Genomic DNA, 18,052 nt, shown 5'->3' with positions numbered 1-18,052 from the left:
GCCCACCAAAACGTGTGTCAGTCGCTGCTCGGCGCCCCATTGGCCAGCACTTCGCGCCGACCGGCATGGTTGGGCGCCGAAACGATGCCCTCTTCTTCCAACCGGTCGATCAGGCCCGCCGCCTTGTTATAACCAACCTTCAAGCGGCGCTGCAGATAGGACGTCGAGGCGCGCTTGTCGCGAACGACAATGGCGATCGATTGCGCGAACAGGTCTTCGTCATCATCCCCGGTGGACGTACCCAGCATGGCGTCCATCACGGCCGATCCCGTCGAGCCATCTTCCGGCGCCTCAAGGATGTCCATCACATAGTCAGGCTCGCCCTGCTCTTTCAGCCAGTCGACCACGGCGCCCACTTCCTCATCCGAAACGAACGGGCCATGCAGGCGCTGCGATTTCTTGCCCGGCGCCTGATAGAGAAGGTCGCCCATGCCGAGCAATTGCTCCGCACCCTGCTCGTTCAGGATGGTGCGCGAGTCGATCTTCGTCGTCACCATGTAGGAAATCCGTGTCGGGAAGTTCGCCTTGATTGTACCTGTAATAACGTCCACGGACGGACGCTGCGTCGCCGTGATCAGGTGGATGCCCGCCGCACGCGCCATCTGCGCAAGGCGCTGCACGCAGCCTTCGATTTCCTTGCCTGCAACCATCATCAGGTCCGCCATCTCGTCGATCACGACGACAATGTTCGGGATATGGTCAACCGGCAGCACTTCCGTCTCGTGGATCGGCTTGCCGCGATCATCGTAGCCGGTCTGGACCTTGCGGACCATTTCCTCGCCCGAGGCACGGTATTTCGCTGCCTTGTCATTGAAGCCGGCCAGGTTCCGCACGCCAGCTTTCGACATCAGCTCGTAACGGCCTTCCATCTCGCGCACGGTCCATTGCAGTGCGTTCACGGCCTTCTTCGGATCGGTCACGACCGGCGCCAGAAGGTGCGGGATACCTTCATAGATCGAGAGTTCGAGCATTTTCGGGTCGATCATGATGAACCGGCACTGTTCCGGCGTGTGCCGGTAAAGCAGTGACAGGATCATCGCGTTGACGCCCACCGACTTACCCGAACCGGTCGTACCGGCGATCAGCAGGTGAGGCATCTTCGCGAGATCAACAACGGTCGGAATGCCGCCAATGTCTTCGCCCAGCGCCATGGGCAGGCTGGCCCGTGTCGCGGTATAAGGGTCGGCCTGCAGCAGCGTGCGCAGGTAAACCGTATCGCGGTCATCGTTCGGCAGTTCGATACCAATCGCGTTCTTGCCCGGCACAACAGCCACACGCGCAGACACGGCGCTCATCGAGCGGGCGATGTCATCGGCCAGCGAAATCACGCGGGATGATTTCACGCCCGGTGCAGGCTCCATTTCGAAAAGCGTGATCACGGGGCCAGGACGCACTTCCTTGATCCGGCCGCGCACGCCGAACTCCTTCAGCACTTCGGAAAGCCGCGCCGCCTTGGCGATCAACGCTTCCTCGTCGACCGTATCGCCGCGCTCTTCAGGCATCTGAAGCAGGTCGATCGACGGCAGGCGCGTTGCCTTGGTGCGGCGCGACGACTTTGTCACTTTCGGTTTTGCAGAAGGCTTTGGCGCCGTCATGCGCGGGGCACGGATCGGCACTTCCTCGACCTCGTCGAGATCATCCTCGTCGAGATCTTCTTCCTCGATATCCTCGTCGTAGATCTCCTCGAGATCTTCCTCGTCCTCGTCATAATCGACAGGCGTCTTCTTCGGTATGCGAAGGAAGCGGCGCGCTTCGCCGGAGAGTTCATCATCGCCCTTCACGACGCGGGCGCGGTCATTGATGTCCTCAGGCCGGCGCTTCGGCTTCAGGAAACGGCCAAGCGAGGCAAGCAGGCCCACGGCGCCCTGTGCCCGGCGCGCAGCGCGCAGGCCGGAAGAGGTCGCAGCCTCCTGTAGCAGATGCGCATCCCTGCGGCGGAAACCGAGAGCCGACAGGGCGGCCCAGATTGCCACAGCGCCGAGAACCAGACCCGCCCATGTGCCAGGTGATGGCAGGAGCAACGCCTTGAACGGCATTTGCGCATAATAGAAGAGCGCATCGCCCACGATACCGCCAAGCCCCGCGCTCAATGGCCAGGATTGCGGAACAGGCCATCCGGCGAAACAGGCCGCCGACAGCGGCACAAAGGCTGCGCCCAGCAGCCAGCGGCGCACGCTCGGCGCGCCGATCAACACGGCCCGCATCGCCCCACCAATCATCAGTGCCAGGCCGGCGGTCCAGCTCGACCAGCCAAACCCCTGGCGTGCAAAGTCCGCAAAGATCGCACCCGGTCCGCCAAACAGGTTCTGCACAGCTGCATCGGTCGCGGCATTCCAGCTCGGATCGCTCGGCACATAGGAACCCACGCTACCGCACACGAAGACGCCTGCACCGAAAGCCGCGGCACCCGTCAGGATCCGCCATACAGGATCGCTCAGGCTCGGGGCATCGTCGTCTGTATAGGCGTAGTCAGTCATGTGTGGGGGCAACTCCGCGTCTCGAGAAGGAAGTGCCCACTTTGCCGGGTCAGCCTTAACACCGCGCAAACATGGAATGTCGCAATTCTGTAGCTTGGTTAACGATTTGAGGGCGATTTTAGCATCCCGTTTACGCTCCCCGCGCGCCTCCATCGAAGGCATAAATCACCCCGAAACGGCGCTCTAACATGAATTTAATGCACGTAATCAGGGAACATGAGGCCCCTGCGGCCCGTTGTTTGCGCATAAGAAACGATCAAGGAGACGACCATGAAACGCCTACTCATCATTCCCGCCACAGTTGCCCTGTTAACAGGTCTGACGGCCACTGCGCAGGAGTCTAACGAAAACGCAGACGCCGTTAAGACTCCCGCCCCTGTCATGGCTGAGTCAAATGACCAGGCTTCGCTTGACGGCATGACCATTGAGCAGCTGAACGCGATTCAGCTTGAACGCTTGCAGACCGGCGCGACAACCACCGCAGACAATGAGTCCACATTTCAGGTGGCCGAAGCTTCCACCTCATCAGCCGACGCTGATACGTCGCCTATGGACCTGAATGCCACGGCCGATAGCGAAGCAGACATGGCGGCCACCATGTCGACGGAAACCGTGACGCCTTACGCCGACACGGAAACGACCGAGATGGGCGGGCCAGACTACAAGTCTGAAGCTGACGCCTCGACAGATGCTGACATGCCCGGCACGCTGGCACAGGTCGCCATGGACGACGCCCGCTTCACGACGCTTGTCTCGCTGGTCAAGCTGGCCGGTCTTGACGACACACTCACGAATGACGGTCCCTACACGCTTTTCGCGCCGACAAATGATGCGTTCGACAAGCTTGATCCGTCCGTTGTCGCCCACTTGACGTCCGAAGAAGGCAAGCCCGAGCTTGTGGCCCTCCTGAAAGGCCATTTGATCGACGGCAAGTATAAAGCTGCCGACATTGCCCAGGGCGAAACCGACCTGACGACGCTTGCCAGCACCACGATGGACATCGAACGCGCAGGCGACATGGTTACAGCTGACAACGTTGATGTTGTGGCAACCGACATCAAGGCCTCGAACGGTGTCATCCACGCCATCGATACGGTCATCATGGAACCAGCTGATGTCGATGCAACATCCACCGAAGAGATGAGCACCAGCGCCGACATGTAAGGCCAACAGGCCAAGTCCATAGACTGAGGCTGAAAACGCAAACATCCCGCAGCACACGCTGCGGGATGTTTTCATTGCGGCAAAGAAAAACCCCGGCGAACGCATGGTCCGCCGGGGTCGATATTCTCTGGAAGGCCCCCTCAGCCCCGAGAGAATTCCGGATAGGCTTCGAGACCGATCTCTGCCTTGTCGAGACCCATTTCTTCGGCCTCAAGGCTGCAGCGAACGCCGATGGTGAACTTCAGGGCCAGCCAGACAACGGTCGAAGCCAGAACAACGAAGACACCCGTGAGACCAACACCGACAGCCTGGCCGAGGTAGGTCGCGCCATCATTGGTAGCCGCAACGATCAGCGTGCCCCAGATGCCGCACACGAGGTGGACAGGGATGGCGCCGACAACGTCATCGATCTTGAACTTGTCGAGCAGCGGAACCGTCAGCACGGCGAGCACACCGCCCACACCACCGATCAGAACAGCCTGGCCCATGGTCGGGGTCAGCGGCTCAGCGGTGATCGACACAAGACCGGCAAGGGCGCCGTTGAACACCATGGTTGCATCGACCTTGCCTTTATAAAGGACAGCCGTTGTGACCATCGCGAACAGCGTGCCACCGACAGCGGCCATGTTCGTGTTGGCAAAGATCTGCGCGACCGAGTTGATGTCGGCCACAGTGCCGGCAGCAAGCTGCGAGGCGCCGTTGAAGCCGAACCAGCCGAACCAAAGGATGAATGTACCAAGGGCAGCGAGCGGAATGTTCGAACCCGGCATCGGGTGAACGACATTGCCGATATATTTGCCGGTACGTGGACCGATGATGATAGCGCCGACAAGTGCTGCCCAGCCACCAACCGAGTGGACCAGTGTTGAACCGGCAAAGTCGGAGAATGACCAGACCGTATCAAGGTAACCGCCGCCCCATTCCCAGGACACGACGATTGGATAGATCACGGCGGTCAGGATTGCCGTGAAGATCAGGAAAGGCCAGATTTTGACGCGCTCGGCCACAGTGCCCGAAACGATCGAGGCAGCCGTTGCAACGAACACCATCTGGAAGAACCAGTCGGAAGCCGGCGCGTAGCCTGCTTCGCTCATCACGCTGAGGTCGCCGCCGGACCATGGTCCGGGCGTCACACCGAGAAGACCATTCAGGATGGTCGTGCCCGGATAGGCCATGTTGTAGCCGACAACCCAGAACATCAGGCCGGCAACAGCATAAAGAAGTACGTTTTTGGTGGACTGCATGGCAGCGTTCTTCGACCGCACGAGGCCCGCTTCGAGCATGCAGAAGCCGGCCGCCATGAACATGACAATGATGCCGCCAATGAGGAACAGGTAGCTGTTGTCGACATAGGCGCTTGCGCTGCCGTTGACGGTTTCCTCAAGCGCCGCAAGCCGTGTTGCGACATCGTCCTCCTGGGCGTAGGCGAGGACCCCCGCCGTAAGCGCGACCGGCAGCAATGCCGCGCCGCGTATCCATCTTCCAATCGACTGACCCATCAGGCCCCTCCTTCGTCAATGACACTGGAGCTCGGGACCCCCCGCGCTCTCCCAAATGTGATATGATTAGGGCGTTGACTGAAAGTCGCTTGCCGCACGGGGGTCAGGCCGGATTCTGAGCTTGGGTGGTCAATTGATGTGCAGTGTTGCGGCCAATCGCCCAAAACTAGGTCATCGCTGGACGGCTTGGTTACTCCACCCTAACTAGGGAGCATGACTGAAATATCTGACTCCTCATCCCTGAAGGTTGAATTGGCCATTATCGGTGCCGGCCCTGTCGGAACATCGCTGGCCATTCTGGCTACGCGTGCCGGATTCGCCACCCTACTGGTGGATGCACGCGATCCCGATGCCGCGCCGCCGCAGGACACACGGAATTTTGCCATTGTGCGCGGCAGCTGGCGCCTGCTCGGCGCGACGGGCGTCCATCAGGCGCTGGCCGGACAAACCGAGCCATTGCTGGGACTGGAAGCAACCGATGGCGGCCGTCATTGGTTCGGCGCGCCCTCTGTCCTGTTTGATACAGTGGACCTTCCCGAGGATGATCAGGGTGAACCGCTCGGCCAGATGGTCCCCGCTGCCGCCCTTCAGGCAGCGCTCGATACGGTTGCCGCGGATGAGCCAAACCTCACCTGGTGGCGCAACACCCGCTTTGCCGGTCTCACAACGGGCCCGGCCCATGCGCTCATCAACATGGAAGACGGCCGCACCGTCACGGCAGGCCTCGTTGCCGCCTGCGACGGCGTCAATTCCGGCGTTCGCAAGGCGCTCGGTATCACCACCGAGGGACGCGCCTACGGCAAGTCGGTTTTCGCGGCAGATGTTAAGCTTTCCCGCCCGCATGAGGGCCTTGCCCGGCAATTGTTCACGCCCGAAGGCCCCTTCGCCACCCTGCCGCTGCCCGGAAATCGTGCAAACCTCGCCTGGTACATGAAGACGGGTGCCGCCGAAGCCATGGCGAAACAGCCCGTGGAAGCCATCGAAGCCGAACTGAATGCAAGGTTCTCGAACTTTGCGGGTCCGGTGACCCTTGATGGTCCGCCCCTCGCCTATCCACTCCACCTCAAGTTGGCGACCAGACTTGTCGCTCAGCGCGGCGCGCTGCTGGGTGACGCTGCCCACCGGATCAATCCGCTGGCTGGCCAGGGCCTCAATCTCGGCTTCAAGGATGTCGGCGCCCTTATCGACGTGATGACTGAGTCCCGTTCGGTCGGGCTTGATCCGGGCTCAGACACATCACTTCAGCGCTACCAGCAATGGCGCCGCTTCGATGCGGCCACTGCGGCCATGTTCATGGATGTTGTCGACCGCGCCTTCTCGAACGATAACGCGATCCTGAAACCGCTGCGCGGGCTTGCGCTGACTGCGGCCAGCCGTATCGGACCCATCCGCCGCGCGATGGCCCGTCAGGCCAGCGCCGACCAGCCATCCCTGCCCAGCCTGATGCGCTAGGCGCCGACGGTCAGCCGCCGCAGCAGGTCCCACGTATAAAGCCCACTCGAATGCCCATCGGAAAAGAAGATGCGCAATGCGTAGCGCCCGACGGGTTCGGCCCGCTCCACCTTGATATCGGCGGGTACGGGCGCCTGAACAGGTTTCGGTCCGGAGCCATGCCCCTGCACTTCGGCTGACGGGCTTTCCTCGCGCAGGCGCACATAGTCCACCGTGCCAGACGTGCCATCGTCAAACGCGGCGCTGAGTTCGCCCGCACCGCGCCGGAAAGTCAGCCGCACAGGCCATGCAGGCTGGCTCATGCCGCATCCCCGCCATGGTCGTCTGCATTCAGATCGCGCGCCTCATCCGCCAGCATGATCGGAATGCCGCCGCGGATCGGATAGGCAAGGCCCGCCTTCTTCGAGATCAGCTCTCCCGCGGCACGGTCATAGCTCAGCGGTTGACGCGAGACCGGACAGATCAGGATTTCCAGCAGGCGCGGATCGACGCCCGAGGCGCGTTCAGGATTGACCGGGGTCTCGTCGCTCATGGCGCGTATCCTATTGCATCGTCCCGCCGGCATCGTTGCCGGGGACATCCATCTTCAGCAGCGTGATGAGCGTTTCAGCCCGCGCTTTCAAGGTCGGTGCTTCGATCAGCGCCTGTTTCTCCATCGTCGTGAAGGGGCAGCCAGAGCAAAGCGCATTCACCAGCGTCTCGATGGGCGCTTCTTCCACGGCCGACCAGTCCGCGTGCATCTGGTTGATCTCGACATAGGCGCGCAGGGCACCGAGCAATTTCTCGCGGCTTGGCAGCGATACGTTCGTCGCGCTGACCAGATCGCCCGCAAACGGCTCCCAGTCCGGCGTCACCTGCCGATAGGGCGTCATCACGTCCAGTTCCTGCGCAATCGCAAAGCGGGCAATTCCCGTCAGCGTGATCAGGTAACGACCGTCATCCGTTTCTGAGTAGGAGGTGATCCGGCCCGCACACCCGACCATCGCAATGTCAGGCCGCGCCTTGTCCCCACCCATGGCCTGAACCATGCCGATCAGGCGCGTGCCCGACATCGCATCGTCCACCATGTTGAGATAGCGCGGCTCGAATATGTTCAGCGGCAGCGGCCAGCGTGGGAATAACAGCGCGCCCGGCAACGGAAACACCGCCAGCGTACCCGGCAGGTCGCTTGTCTTCCTGTAGTCACCAGCGCTCATCGGTCCAGGTTTTGACTCCATCATTCTCTACAAGATGGCCCGAAAGGCCGATCAGGCAAACATCAGCGATGCCAAACGCCGCCGACCTTCAACAGTTGCCGGGTCTGTCGGGCCCGCGGCCTCGAACACTTGCAGCAGCTTTTCCTTCGCCTTGCCGCCTTCCCAGTCGAGCTTCGCACCGAGAATGATCAACAGGTGATCGATCGCATCCTTGTAGCGCGTCGCGCCGGCAAATTTCTCCGCCAGCTCGAACCGTTTGGCATGATCGTTCGGCGCGGCAGTCACCGCTTCAAGCGCTTCGTCAAACTCGCCCGGCGCGGGTGCATCCTCCATCATCTCGATGGCCATCCGCACACCCTTCACGCCGGAATCATGCTTCTTCGACTCCGGTACCATGTCCAGCGTCGCCGAAGCGCGTTCCTTGTCGCCATTGGCGAGGTAGCAGCGCGCGAGGCCCGCGATCGCCGTCACATTCTCCGGATCTTCCTGGATCACGCTGGCATAGATCTGCGCCGCCGTGCTGATATCGCCCGCCTGGCTTGCCGTTTCGGCCTGCGCCAGCGCTTCTGCAATCACCTGCGCGCTATCCGTGCCGCTCAGTAGTTTGTCGATGAAACCCTTCACCTGGCTTTCCGGCAACGCGCCCATGAACGCATCGACCGGGCGGCCCTTGTCAAAAGCATAGACCGCCGGGATAGACCGCACGCCAAGCTGGCCCGCATAGGCCGGGTTCTCGTCGATATTGATCTTCACCAGTTTGACCGCGCCCTTCTTGCCCTCGACGACGCGCTCGATCACCGGGCCAAGCTGTTTGCACGGCCCGCACCACGGCGCCCAGAAATCAACGATCACCGGCTGCGTGTTCGAGGCTTCGACCACGTCCGCCATGAAATCCTGGTCGGTGCTGTCCTTGGTATTGAGCGCGGCAATATCGGTCATCGCTTGGGTTCCTTTATATACCGGCCAAAGATGGGCCCCTGAGGCCGATTCCGCAAGCAGACACTGTGCGAAGTCCGGAACCGGGCCTAAACACCCCGTGTTCATACTGCGGTCGGTTTGGCCTGCATGGCCCGCCAGCATGAACAGGGCCCAACGAAAAGCGGCCGAAATACCTTTATCCCGCCCTGTTTAGGTGGGGTTCAGGCCCTTAAGTTTAAGCCCATGGTCATAAGGAGGCCGAAACGATGATGAACTTGTTGACAACCCTGGGCGCAATCACGGCGCTGGCCACTGCGCCGCTTGCCGTATCCCTGCAGGGCGCCGCCCCGGCTGCGCCGGCCATCGCCGCACCTGCCACAACCGGCGCCCTCTCGGCGGCCGAGCGCAGCGCCATCCTGAAAGAGGTTGCCAAGGCCCTCTCCGACGTGAAAACGGCCAAGGGCAAATTCGAACAGGTCGCGCCAGACTATTCCGAATCCACCGGCACATTCGCGATCTCGCGCCCCGGCAAGGTCCGCTTCGACTATAACGATCCAACACCGATCCTGATCGTCAGCGACGGCGCCACCGTCGCCATGCAGGACAGCGATCTGGAAACCACCGACCGCGTGCCGCTCAGCTCCACGCCCCTGTCCCTGCTCCTCGATGACAATCTCGACTTCGAACGTGAAGCCCAGGTGCTCGACGTGATCCGCACCAATGGCCGCATCGGTGTCACGCTGCGTGACCGCTCAGGCGAGATGGACGGCACGCTCACGCTAGTCATGTCGGACGTCACCAAGGAGCTGATCGGCTGGCGTACGGAAGATTCCGGCGGCAACATCACCTCGGTGCAATTGTCCGACGTGGAATATGGCAAGAAGCTCAATCCGCGCCTCTTCATCATGAAGGATTTCGAAGACGACTAGGCGTTTTCTGCAGCCATTAAAGCGGCTCGGATGACGTCGGAGCCGTCGCAAAAATTTCATGAACTAAAAAAGCAAGTCTCTAACATTTATTTTACTTGAAAATATCTGAAGGAGTGACATCTTTGCAACTGTCGATGAAACGGAAATACCCCGCGCAGCACTTGACCCCCCGCTGTGAACCAATCCGCGACATCGCCGCCGGAATTCCCTTGCCGGCGAGACGTTAAGACCCGCGTCAGGCGCGCCCGAACTCCCCCGCGTTCGGGCGCGTTGACGTTTCAGGGATCAGTGCTAGGCAGATCCCATGTCAAAGCCTCTCAAGATCGTCAGCTGGAACATCAACTCGGTCCGCCTGCGCGCGCCGAATGTCGCTGAATTCGTTGCCGCCGAAGCGCCCGATGTCATCTGCCTGCAGGAAACCAAGTGCCAGGATGGCGAATTCCCGGAAAAGCAGTTCCGCGAAATGGGCCTGCCCCATCTCGTGCTGAACGGACAGAAAGGCGGCCATCACGGCGTCGCCATCGCCTCGCGCTTCCCGCTTGAGCGCGCTGACGTGCCGGACCTCTGCCGCCACGGCCATGCCCGCGCCATTGCCGCCCGGATCAAAGGCATCGAAATCCACAATATCTACCTGCCCGCCGGCGGCGACGAGCCAGACCCGGTCAAGAACGACAAGTTCGCCCACAAGCTCGACTTCCTCGAAAAGCTCGGCCCCGGCTACAAGACACTGAAGAAGGCCCCGCGCATCCTCGTCGGCGACCTCAATGTCGCCCCGCACGAGAACGATGTCTGGTCGCACAAACAGCTCCTGAAAATCGTCTCGCACACCCCCGTCGAAACCGAGTCCCTCGAACATTCCCGCCAGACTGCGGGCTTTGCCGACATTGCCCGCATGTCGGTGCCTGACGAGCAGAAGCTTTATTCCTGGTGGAGCTATCGCGCCAAGGACTGGGCCGCCTCCAACAAGGGCCGCCGCCTCGACCATATCTGGGCCAATCCCGCAGCCCTGCCCGACACGAAAGTCGACACCTACCGCATCCACCTCGCCTGGCGCGGCGGCTGGAAACCCTCCGACCACGCCCCCATCAGCGTGAAGGTGAGCGTCTAAGCTTTCCCCAAGGGAAGAAGGAAGTCGCATCCCCGCCGACCCCTGCGAAGGCAGGGGTCCATGCACTTGCCTCACCTCACTGCGCTTTGGCAAAGTCCGCTCCATGGATACCTGCCTGCGCAGGTATCCCCGGCCCGAGAGCGAGATTCTCAAAGGGCCCAGGCTGAGCGCTTATTAAAACCCACCCCACCGCCGTGTTCCCGGCGAAAGCCGGGACCTCATGCAATTGAAGAAAGTTTTCACCCGCGAGAGACCCCGGCTTTCGCCGGGGATGCGGCCAAGTTTCACCCCACCTTATCCAACCCTAATCCCACCCGGCCTATACTGGCCGCCATGACAAACACCTCCACCTTCGTCACCCATGGCATCGCCCAGGCGCAACGCGCCTTGGCGAGTGTTGCCGTGATAACGGAAGCGCACCTCAACCCCTCCACACTGAAACGCACACTGGCTCAGCGCGCCCGCGCTGAACTCGCCCGGCTCGAAATCATCATCCGGCGCCTGCTCGTGCTCATGGCCCTTGGTCTCGTGCTGCCGCCGGTCCCTGTTCGGGCATCGTCCGGGCATCATCCGGATACCGAGCGCGTCGAAACCAAGGCCTCGGGCCGCCTCACGGGCCTGTCGCCCCGCGTCTTGGGCCCGGACATGGACAGGGACGGGTTAGCGACCGCGACACGCGCCTGCGGACCCGTTCAAGCCGCCCCGATCCTCGCCCGCCTCGCGGCTTTACAAGAACTGCTCGCTTCGCCCGAAGCCCACGCCAAACGCCTCGCCCGAACCCTCGAACGCCAGCGCAAGGCTGGCGAAGCCGCCCCCATGGCGCTGCCCATGACCCGCACGCACCGCATGCCGCCCGAACTTGGCGCCATCGCCACAGCGCTTCCGGAATTGCTACGGGACGCCTTCAAAAGCTGGGAAAGCTCAGGCTGAATCCCCGCATAATCAGACCAGTTTGCCGGGCATCGCAGGATGTTTCCGGTTAAGCGCGCACCCCTCTCCCTCTGGGAGAGGGGCCGGGGGTGAGGGGTCACAAAACGCAAAGCAAACACAAGCACCTGCCGCAACGCCGCTGCCCCTCATCCCCAACCCTTCTCCCGAGGGAGAAGGGGGCAAGAAGCCCTAAGGCTGCAGCCGATAGCCGCCCGCGTCCGTCAGCAACAGGCGCGCATGGGCCGGGTCAGGCTCCACTTTCTGCCGCAGGCGGTAGATATGGGTTTCCAGCGTGTGTGTTGTCACGGCGGCATTATAGCCCCAGACTTCCGAGAGAAGCTCTTCGCGCGCAACCGACTTGCCGCCCGCGCGGTAGAGGTATTTCAGGATATTGGTTTCCTTCTCCGTCAGGCGCACCTTGCGGCCCTCGGCAGTCACCAGCAGCTTCATCGAGGGGCGGAAATCATAGGGCCCCACCTGGAAGGTCGCGTCTTCCGACTGTTCGAAACTGCGCAGATGCGCCCGCACCCGCGCCAGCAGCACGGAAAACTTGAACGGCTTGGTAACATAATCATTGGCGCCGGATTCGAGCCCCAGGATCGTATCGGCATCGCCATCCTGCCCTGTCAGCATGATGATCGGCGCGCGCACGCCCTTCTGTCGCATCACCTTGCAGGCCTCGCGGCCATCAAGGTCCGGCATGTCGACATCGAGCAAGATGAGGTCGAGCCGCTCGTTCACGGCCAGGTCGATCCCCTCGCGGGCATTGGCCGCCTGCAACGTCTCGAACCCGTCATGCAACTCAAATTGCTCCGCCAGCGCTTCGCGCAGGTCAGAATCATCATCAACAAGCAGGATTGTCTTTTTTGCAGACATTATGGCGCTCCATTCGCTCCAAATTCGTCTTGCACATATCCAAGACACGCAAGGATGTCATAAGAATGTGCCGGAAAGGCGATCACAACACAGGGAGATGCGCGTGAACAGCCACTTCATAGCCCGGTCAGATGGCAGTTTTTTCGGCATGGACATGTCCTGCCGCTGCGCGCTGGGTGTTGGCGGCGTCATTGGCGCCGACCTCAAGCGCGAAGGCGATGGCGCCTCGCCCATCGGCATCTGGCAGACGCGGCGCCTGTTCTACCGGCCAGATCGCACCCAGCCGCCCGAAACGCGCCTGCCCAAAGTTCCGCTCCGCGCCCATGATGGCTGGTGTGACGCGCCAGGCGATCCGCTCTATAACCGTCCCGTCGCCTTGCCCTATCCCGCCTCCGCGGAGAAACTCTGGCGCCCCGATCATGTCTACAACCTGATCGTCGAGCTTGGGTACAATGACGATCCACCTGCCCCCGGCCGTGGCAGCGCTATTTTCCTGCATCTCGCCCGCGAAGCCTACCAGCCGACCGAAGGCTGCATCGCGCTCGCCGAACCAGACCTGCGCAATGTCCTGCGTTTCCTCACACCGGACTCCGTCATCGAGATCGCGATCTAGCGCGCCCCGAAAAGCGCCGTCCCCACGCGCACATGCGTCGCGCCAAAGCTCGCGGCGACAGCATAATCGCTGCTCATCCCCATGGACAGCCCTGTCAGGCCATGACGTTTGGCCAGCTTCGCCAGCAACGCAAAATGCGGCCCTGCCGGTTCATCGACCGGCGGAATGCACATCAGGCCCTGCACATCGAGCCCGCATTCCTCTCGCGCACAGGCCAGCAGCGCTTCGAGATCATCCGGCAACACGCCTGCCTTCTGCGGCTCCTCGCCCGTGTTCACCTGAATGAACACCGGCACACGCCGATCAAGCTTGTCCATCGCCTTGGCAAGCGTCCGCGCCAGTTTCTCGCGGTCCAGCGTCTCGATCACATCGAACAGGGCGACCGCATCTTCCGATTTGTTAGTCTGCAGCGGCCCGATCAGGCGCAGCTCAAGATCCGGATATTTCGCGCGACGGTCCGCCCAATGGGCCTGCGCCTCCTGAACCTTGTTCTCGCCGAACACGCGCTGGCCGGCCGCCAGCATCGCCTCGAGCTTTTCGTCAGGCTGGGTTTTCGAAACGGCGACCAGCACCGGCGCGGGATCAGCCGCCGCCGAAAGCTCCGCCAGAATCTCGCTGCGCCGCTTGGCAAGTGTGAGGGAAACCGTATCAGTCATGCTGATGACGTTGAAACGCCAATCCTCGCCAAAGCGCAAGCTCATGACAGCTGCCCGCATTGCCGCAGCGCACCTGCCGGCCGGCTTGCCACCGGTCTTTTTCCTCACCGATCCGCAAAGAACACCCGACCCGGCTAGCATTGCGCGACACCTGCCTGAGGGCTGGGGCATCATCCATCGCCACTTCGGTGCCGCAGACGCGGCAGTCGGCGCCGCAAAACTCGCAGACATCTCCCGCCAACGCCGCCTGCGCCTGCTCATCGCGGCTGATCCGCATCTGGCTCTTCAGGTCGGCGCCGATGGCGTGCACTGGCCGCACGCCCGTCTAAGCCAATCCCGCCAATGGAAGGACCGCATGGGCCTCATGACCGCCAGCGCTCATTCGCCCGCAGAGCTACGCGCCATTGCTGGCTTTCCGATCGATGCAGCGCTCGTTTCGGCCATCTTCCCGTCAGCCAGCCCGTCTGCTGGCAAGCCGCTGGGCGTGCCAGCGTTTCGCCGCCTTGCCCTGAGCGCGCCCTGCCCCGTCTATGCCCTTGGCGGCGTCACTGCAGGGAATGCCGCTGAGGTCGCGCCCTTCGCAGGACTCGCGGCTGTCGATGGGCTCATGCGATAGGACCCGTCATCCGCCTTCAGCGGGTGTTCCCAGAATGGCGATCATGAAGCCGAGGACGGCGAGGCTGGCATAGAGCGCAGTCTTTCCCTTGTGGCCCAGCACCCGGTGGGCTGAAGCGGCCGCAATCGCCGACTGGACGCCATAATAGATCGCGAAGGCCCGTGACGCGTAGGAGATGATCTCGAACAGGTCGACCGTCCACGTAAACACAAGGGCAATCCCGACAAGGATCGCATAGGCTTGCCGCTCGCTGACCAATCCGCCCGTCAGCTCCGCCACCAGCCCGCCCGACCCGCTCGTATCCGCTATCGCCGCGCTGAACTGAGCGGTCAGGGCAGCCGCGACGAGCAGCAAAGGCAGGATCGGCGCAACGACTTTCATCATGTCGATGATTGCCGTCTCTTCGAGGTGAAGCTCATTGCCCTGAAACACATAGGCGACAAAGCCGATATAGATCATGTAGATGGCCGAGGAGACCACCTGCGCGAGCTTCATCGAGCGTATCCGTGTGACGTGATCGTAAGTAGCGCCAAGATAGCGCGATGTCTCAAAGCCCTGAACCGTCACGATCAAACCGAACGCCAGCGAGATCGCCGCCCAGCCAGATGATTTCGGCTCCAGAAAAACAAGCTTGTCCGCGCTCGCTTCCTTGCCGAAGAAGATGGCGAGGCCAACCAGCAGGCCGAGGATGATTGCCAGCTTCACGCTGACCGAGACCTGCTCCATCCGCTCGAGCGCGCGAAAGCCCTTGAACCAGCCAACTGCCAGGATCAGCACCAAGATCGCACTGGTCAGAATGCGGGCTGCGAATTGGGTGTCCCACGGGGTGAGACTGACCCCAAAGGCGCCGAACAGGTTCAGGTAATAGGCAACCGAAATCACGTAAGCCAGGGCAAGGGTCCACGAACCGCCCACTTCGAGCCGCGCCACGAACTTGTCCGGGTCTTCGTCATGCGCGCCGCGTAAACGGATATTGTGCCGTATCGCCCCGCCAAACAGGTAGGCCCCGACACAGAGCGCCAGCATGACCAGCGGCGCATACTTTCCATATTGGAAATCTAGGATCGGCCCGAGAACCAGGAAGCCACTGCCGATGATCGACGCCAGCGGTGTCATGGTGGCGCGCCACAACTTCACATTCGCCACGCGTGGCCACAGCAGGACAGCGCCCGCTATCAGCGTGACGACAAGGATCAAGCCACTCACAAACATGGCGCCACCGATTGTGATTCCCGATTGCGCGCCCGACCGAATGACAGCGCCTGAATAGCAATAGGCCTAACCCCAGTCGCAAGCGTCAGGCAACACGCAAAAAGCCGCCTGCCACGCGATGGCCAAATCGAAAATTGGATAAACTAGAACTTGAAGGCGGACTTGAGCCGGATACCCGTCTCGACCTGACTTTCTTCCCACTGGGTAGAATCATTCAGGCGCTCAGCGCCAAGGCTGACTTCACCACCAACCGAGAAGCGCGGTGTCACGCGGAATGTCGCGCCTGCCTGCATCTGCTCGCGCGGCAAGGGAGACGAATTCGGACGGGTCAGCATATCGAGATTGAGCTGCCAGCGGGCATTGCGGCCGAACTGGACAGAGAAATCATCGGTCGGTTCCGGTTGCCAGACCGGCTTGGTGTCCGCAGGCTTTGGGCGGGCAAACTGGCGATACCAGTCAGCTTCTGCGGCCTTGCTTTCGGAAAGGGATGGCGCATCCACGTTCATGGCGGTTTCTGCCATAGCCGGATCGGCCATGGCTGGCATTGCCAGCACAGCCGAGAACAGCATGAGAGAGAGGACCAAGCCCGATTTCATAATTCTGCACCTTACCCGTAAAGAGAATAGTCAGCGGCCCCAGTAAATAGAAGATTAACATTCGTTGAGGCGGCCAAATTAAAGCGATAGTGTGATTTCTAACACAATACCGTCCGCCGAATCCTCATTTTGAGGCACTCCGAGGGGCAGGACTCGCCTGAAGCGGGTTGTCTGGCTACGGTATCCTCCTGCAACACGCAGGCTGTCGGTAAGTTCCTTTGCCGCTCCAATGCTCCACGATTCGCTTTTGAGCCCTGTCAGGTCGTCCGTGGCCTCGCCATAGTCGACACCGAATTCCATCGAAAAGGCCTGCTTGGTGGCGCCAATCGTCCAGGCGGAATAGTCGCCGCTGCCGGAATCGAGGCCATTGTTGCTGCCCAGCACGCTGGCACCCAGCGTGATCGTGTCGAACTCCGCCGATGCGCCAGCAGACCAGGTCTCGACGGTTCCATAGATATCCGGTCGCAGCACCGAGCTGACATCGGCGCGGCTATAGGCCAAGGCCCCGCGCACACGCACGCCGCTCTCCCGCAACCGGCGCGACACATTAATGGCCGCCTCAGCCGCCGAATCCACGCTCAGCTGCGAATTACCCACCACACGTCGCTCCGGATCGCGGTCCAGTCCGCGCACATCGGCCGTCGGTGTATACGAAACGCCCGCGCGCACGCCAAGGATTCGCGGGCTGGCATAGCTGACCTTCAGCGCAGGTCCCGTCAGGTCATTGTCGGTGCGTATATAGGCTCGCCCGGTCGGGTCGAGCACCGGATTGGCTGTACTGGCCTTCAGGAATAGGCTCGGCGCGCCTTCGTAAAAGCGCGCGGCAACGCCCTTGTCGCGACCAAGCCGCACCTCGCCATAGCCCCCTTCAGCATAGACATAGGCCTGTTCCAGCTGCGCCCGCGTCCCGACATGTTCATGGCCAGTCCCGGGGGCAAGTCCGCTGAAAGCCCCCTGCCCGAGCCCGAAATCGCTGCCTGTCGCGCCGCTGAAGCCCGCCCTGTGGGGATTGTCCTGTTGGAGTTCAAACCGGCCAACGGCGCCGATCTCCAGCCCATTATCCAGAATGCGGTTGGTCGAGAGGTTCAGCGCTGTCGCCCAGGTCACCGGCGCGCCATCAGCAGTCGATGCAGCGACGGCAACTTCGGCCCCGCTTTCGGTTTCCCAGACCTCCCAGTCTTCCTGGGCAATGGCCTGTCCGGCCAATGGGCCCAACAAGGCCAGCAGTGTCAGTGGTTTCCACATGGTTTCTCTCCTGCAAACCCCTCGCGCCCTCTTCGGCATATCAGCACTGGCGAGCCCGGACTCCCCTTGTTATACAAACGCACGTCAACAAGGTCTTGCACTCAGGAACAATCTTCATGGTCAAACACATCCTCACCGCCGCCATGGCTGGCATGCTGATCGTTTCCGGCTGCCAGTTCGGCGGCAGCAAGTCCAACGATGCCAACATCACCCAGAAAAATGTCGGCACTGTGAACCCTTATCTCTGGCGCGCGACCCTGGACACGTTCGAGAACATGCCGGTCGACAGCGCTGATCCCGTCGGCGGCATCGTCAACTATGACTGGAAGTCCTTCCCGGACTCGCCGGACGAGCGCATCAAGGCCACAGTCTACATTCTCGACACGCGGCTACGCGCCGATGGCGTGAAGGTTTCGGTTTTCCGCCAGACCAATACAGACGGCACCTGGACCGACGCGACCGTCGACCCGGAAACCGGAATCCAGCTTGAGAACAAGATCCTTCAACGTGCGCGCACGCTCAAGGCTTCACAGATCGGCTAGAAAGCCACCAATCATACGTCTTT

19 protein-coding genes are annotated in these 18,052 nt (G+C 61.6%); 8 read left to right on the top strand and 11 right to left on the bottom strand.

Annotated elements, in window-relative coordinates; all coding sequences use genetic code 11:
- Window positions 1-17: 17 nt before the first annotated feature.
- On the bottom strand, window positions 18-2,477 hold the full coding sequence (locus V7651_RS10260; protein WP_335613140.1) for a DNA translocase FtsK: 2,460 nt from the start codon (window positions 2,475-2,477) through the stop codon (window positions 18-20).
- Between the two features lie 270 nt (window positions 2,478-2,747).
- Here V7651_RS10260 and V7651_RS10255 point away from each other — a divergent pair, with 270 nt between their 5' ends.
- Window positions 2,748-3,641, top strand: a complete 894-nt coding sequence (locus tag V7651_RS10255; RefSeq protein ID WP_335613139.1) for a fasciclin domain-containing protein — start codon at window positions 2,748-2,750, stop codon at window positions 3,639-3,641.
- Window positions 3,642-3,781: 140 nt separating this feature from the next.
- On the opposite strand, the gene V7651_RS10250 is transcribed toward V7651_RS10255, so the two are convergent.
- Window positions 3,782-5,140 (bottom strand): ammonium transporter family protein, encoded by a 1,359-nt coding sequence (locus tag V7651_RS10250; protein ID WP_035538413.1) that lies wholly within the window; start codon window positions 5,138-5,140, stop codon window positions 3,782-3,784.
- A 213-nt stretch (window positions 5,141-5,353) separates the two neighbouring features.
- On the opposite strand from V7651_RS10250, the gene V7651_RS10245 reads away from it, so the two are divergent.
- Window positions 5,354-6,592 carry an FAD-dependent monooxygenase gene (locus tag V7651_RS10245; RefSeq protein WP_335613138.1) on the top strand — a complete coding sequence of 413 codons (1,239 nt, stop codon included), beginning with the start codon at window positions 5,354-5,356 and terminating at the stop codon, window positions 6,590-6,592.
- On the opposite strand, the gene V7651_RS10240 is transcribed toward V7651_RS10245, so the two are convergent.
- Genes V7651_RS10240 through trxA form a run of 4 tightly spaced genes read right to left on the bottom strand, consistent with a single transcriptional unit; the run spans window position 6,589 to window position 8,727 of the window.
- A complete protein-coding gene (locus V7651_RS10240; protein WP_035538415.1) occupies window positions 6,589-6,894 on the bottom strand; it encodes a gamma-butyrobetaine hydroxylase family protein in 306 nt (101 codons plus the stop codon). The genes V7651_RS10245 and V7651_RS10240 overlap by 4 nt on opposite strands.
- A complete protein-coding gene (locus V7651_RS10235) occupies window positions 6,891-7,124 on the bottom strand; it encodes a Trm112 family protein (protein WP_035538418.1) in 234 nt (77 codons plus the stop codon). The genes V7651_RS10240 and V7651_RS10235 overlap by 4 nt, the downstream gene beginning before the upstream one ends.
- Window positions 7,125-7,134: 10 nt before the next feature.
- Window positions 7,135-7,788: an LON peptidase substrate-binding domain-containing protein gene (locus V7651_RS10230; protein ID WP_035538419.1), complete on the bottom strand. Its 654-nt coding sequence runs from the start codon at window positions 7,786-7,788 to the stop codon at window positions 7,135-7,137.
- A 51-nt stretch (window positions 7,789-7,839) separates the two neighbouring features.
- Entirely contained in the window at window positions 7,840-8,727 is an 888-nt protein-coding gene (gene trxA / locus V7651_RS10225) for a thioredoxin (RefSeq protein WP_035538421.1), read from the bottom strand.
- Between the two features lie 245 nt (window positions 8,728-8,972).
- Here trxA and V7651_RS10220 point away from each other — a divergent pair, with 245 nt between their 5' ends.
- The 3 genes from V7651_RS10220 (at window position 8,973) to V7651_RS10210 (ending at window position 11,673) form a co-directional block, all read left to right on the top strand.
- A complete protein-coding gene (locus tag V7651_RS10220) occupies window positions 8,973-9,635 on the top strand; it encodes a LolA family protein (RefSeq protein WP_035538422.1) in 663 nt (220 codons plus the stop codon).
- A 304-nt stretch (window positions 9,636-9,939) separates the two neighbouring features.
- The gene (locus V7651_RS10215) at window positions 9,940-10,743 is read left to right on the top strand and encodes an exodeoxyribonuclease III (RefSeq protein WP_335613137.1); all 804 of its coding nucleotides are present in this window, start codon (window positions 9,940-9,942) and stop codon (window positions 10,741-10,743) included.
- A gap of 333 nt (window positions 10,744-11,076) precedes the next feature.
- On the top strand, window positions 11,077-11,673 hold the full coding sequence (locus V7651_RS10210; RefSeq protein WP_335613136.1) for a hypothetical protein: 597 nt from the start codon (window positions 11,077-11,079) through the stop codon (window positions 11,671-11,673).
- A gap of 189 nt (window positions 11,674-11,862) precedes the next feature.
- On the opposite strand, the gene V7651_RS10205 is transcribed toward V7651_RS10210, so the two are convergent.
- Entirely contained in the window at window positions 11,863-12,549 is a 687-nt protein-coding gene (locus V7651_RS10205; RefSeq protein WP_035538430.1) for a response regulator transcription factor, read from the bottom strand.
- Between the two features lie 97 nt (window positions 12,550-12,646).
- On the opposite strand from V7651_RS10205, the gene V7651_RS10200 reads away from it, so the two are divergent.
- Window positions 12,647-13,162 (top strand): L,D-transpeptidase family protein, encoded by a 516-nt coding sequence (locus tag V7651_RS10200; protein WP_418887233.1) that lies wholly within the window; start codon window positions 12,647-12,649, stop codon window positions 13,160-13,162.
- On the opposite strand, the gene V7651_RS10195 is transcribed toward V7651_RS10200, so the two are convergent.
- The gene (locus V7651_RS10195; protein WP_418887240.1) at window positions 13,159-13,818 is read right to left on the bottom strand and encodes a YggS family pyridoxal phosphate-dependent enzyme; all 660 of its coding nucleotides are present in this window, start codon (window positions 13,816-13,818) and stop codon (window positions 13,159-13,161) included. The two genes, V7651_RS10200 and V7651_RS10195, sit on opposite strands and share 4 nt — an antisense overlap.
- Window positions 13,819-13,861: 43 nt before the next feature.
- Here V7651_RS10195 and V7651_RS10190 point away from each other — a divergent pair, with 43 nt between their 5' ends.
- Complete coding sequence (locus tag V7651_RS10190) at window positions 13,862-14,434, top strand: thiamine phosphate synthase (RefSeq protein WP_335613133.1); 573 nt, start codon at window positions 13,862-13,864, stop codon at window positions 14,432-14,434.
- Window positions 14,435-14,440: 6 nt separating this feature from the next.
- Here V7651_RS10190 and V7651_RS10185 read toward each other — a convergent pair whose 3' ends face one another.
- The 3 genes from V7651_RS10185 to V7651_RS10175 all read right to left on the bottom strand — a co-directional run bounded on the left by V7651_RS10185 (window position 14,441) and on the right by V7651_RS10175 (window position 17,487).
- A complete protein-coding gene (locus V7651_RS10185) occupies window positions 14,441-15,646 on the bottom strand; it encodes an APC family permease (protein ID WP_418887232.1) in 1,206 nt (401 codons plus the stop codon).
- 143 nt (window positions 15,647-15,789) lie between these two features.
- A complete protein-coding gene (locus V7651_RS10180; protein ID WP_156950466.1) occupies window positions 15,790-16,242 on the bottom strand; it encodes an NtrZ family periplasmic regulatory protein in 453 nt (150 codons plus the stop codon).
- Window positions 16,243-16,320: 78 nt separating this feature from the next.
- On the bottom strand, window positions 16,321-17,487 hold the full coding sequence (locus V7651_RS10175; RefSeq protein ID WP_335613131.1) for a porin: 1,167 nt from the start codon (window positions 17,485-17,487) through the stop codon (window positions 16,321-16,323).
- A 116-nt stretch (window positions 17,488-17,603) separates the two neighbouring features.
- Here V7651_RS10175 and V7651_RS10170 point away from each other — a divergent pair, with 116 nt between their 5' ends.
- On the top strand, window positions 17,604-18,029 hold the full coding sequence (locus V7651_RS10170) for a DUF3576 domain-containing protein (RefSeq protein WP_084146269.1): 426 nt from the start codon (window positions 17,604-17,606) through the stop codon (window positions 18,027-18,029).
- Window positions 18,030-18,052 lie beyond the last annotated feature (23 nt).

The sequence above is a fragment of the Hyphomonas oceanitis genome, from assembly GCF_036964545.1.
GTDB lineage: Bacteria > Pseudomonadota > Alphaproteobacteria > Caulobacterales > Hyphomonadaceae > Hyphomonas > Hyphomonas oceanitis.
This window is presented reverse-complemented; position numbering and strand designations above follow the sequence as displayed.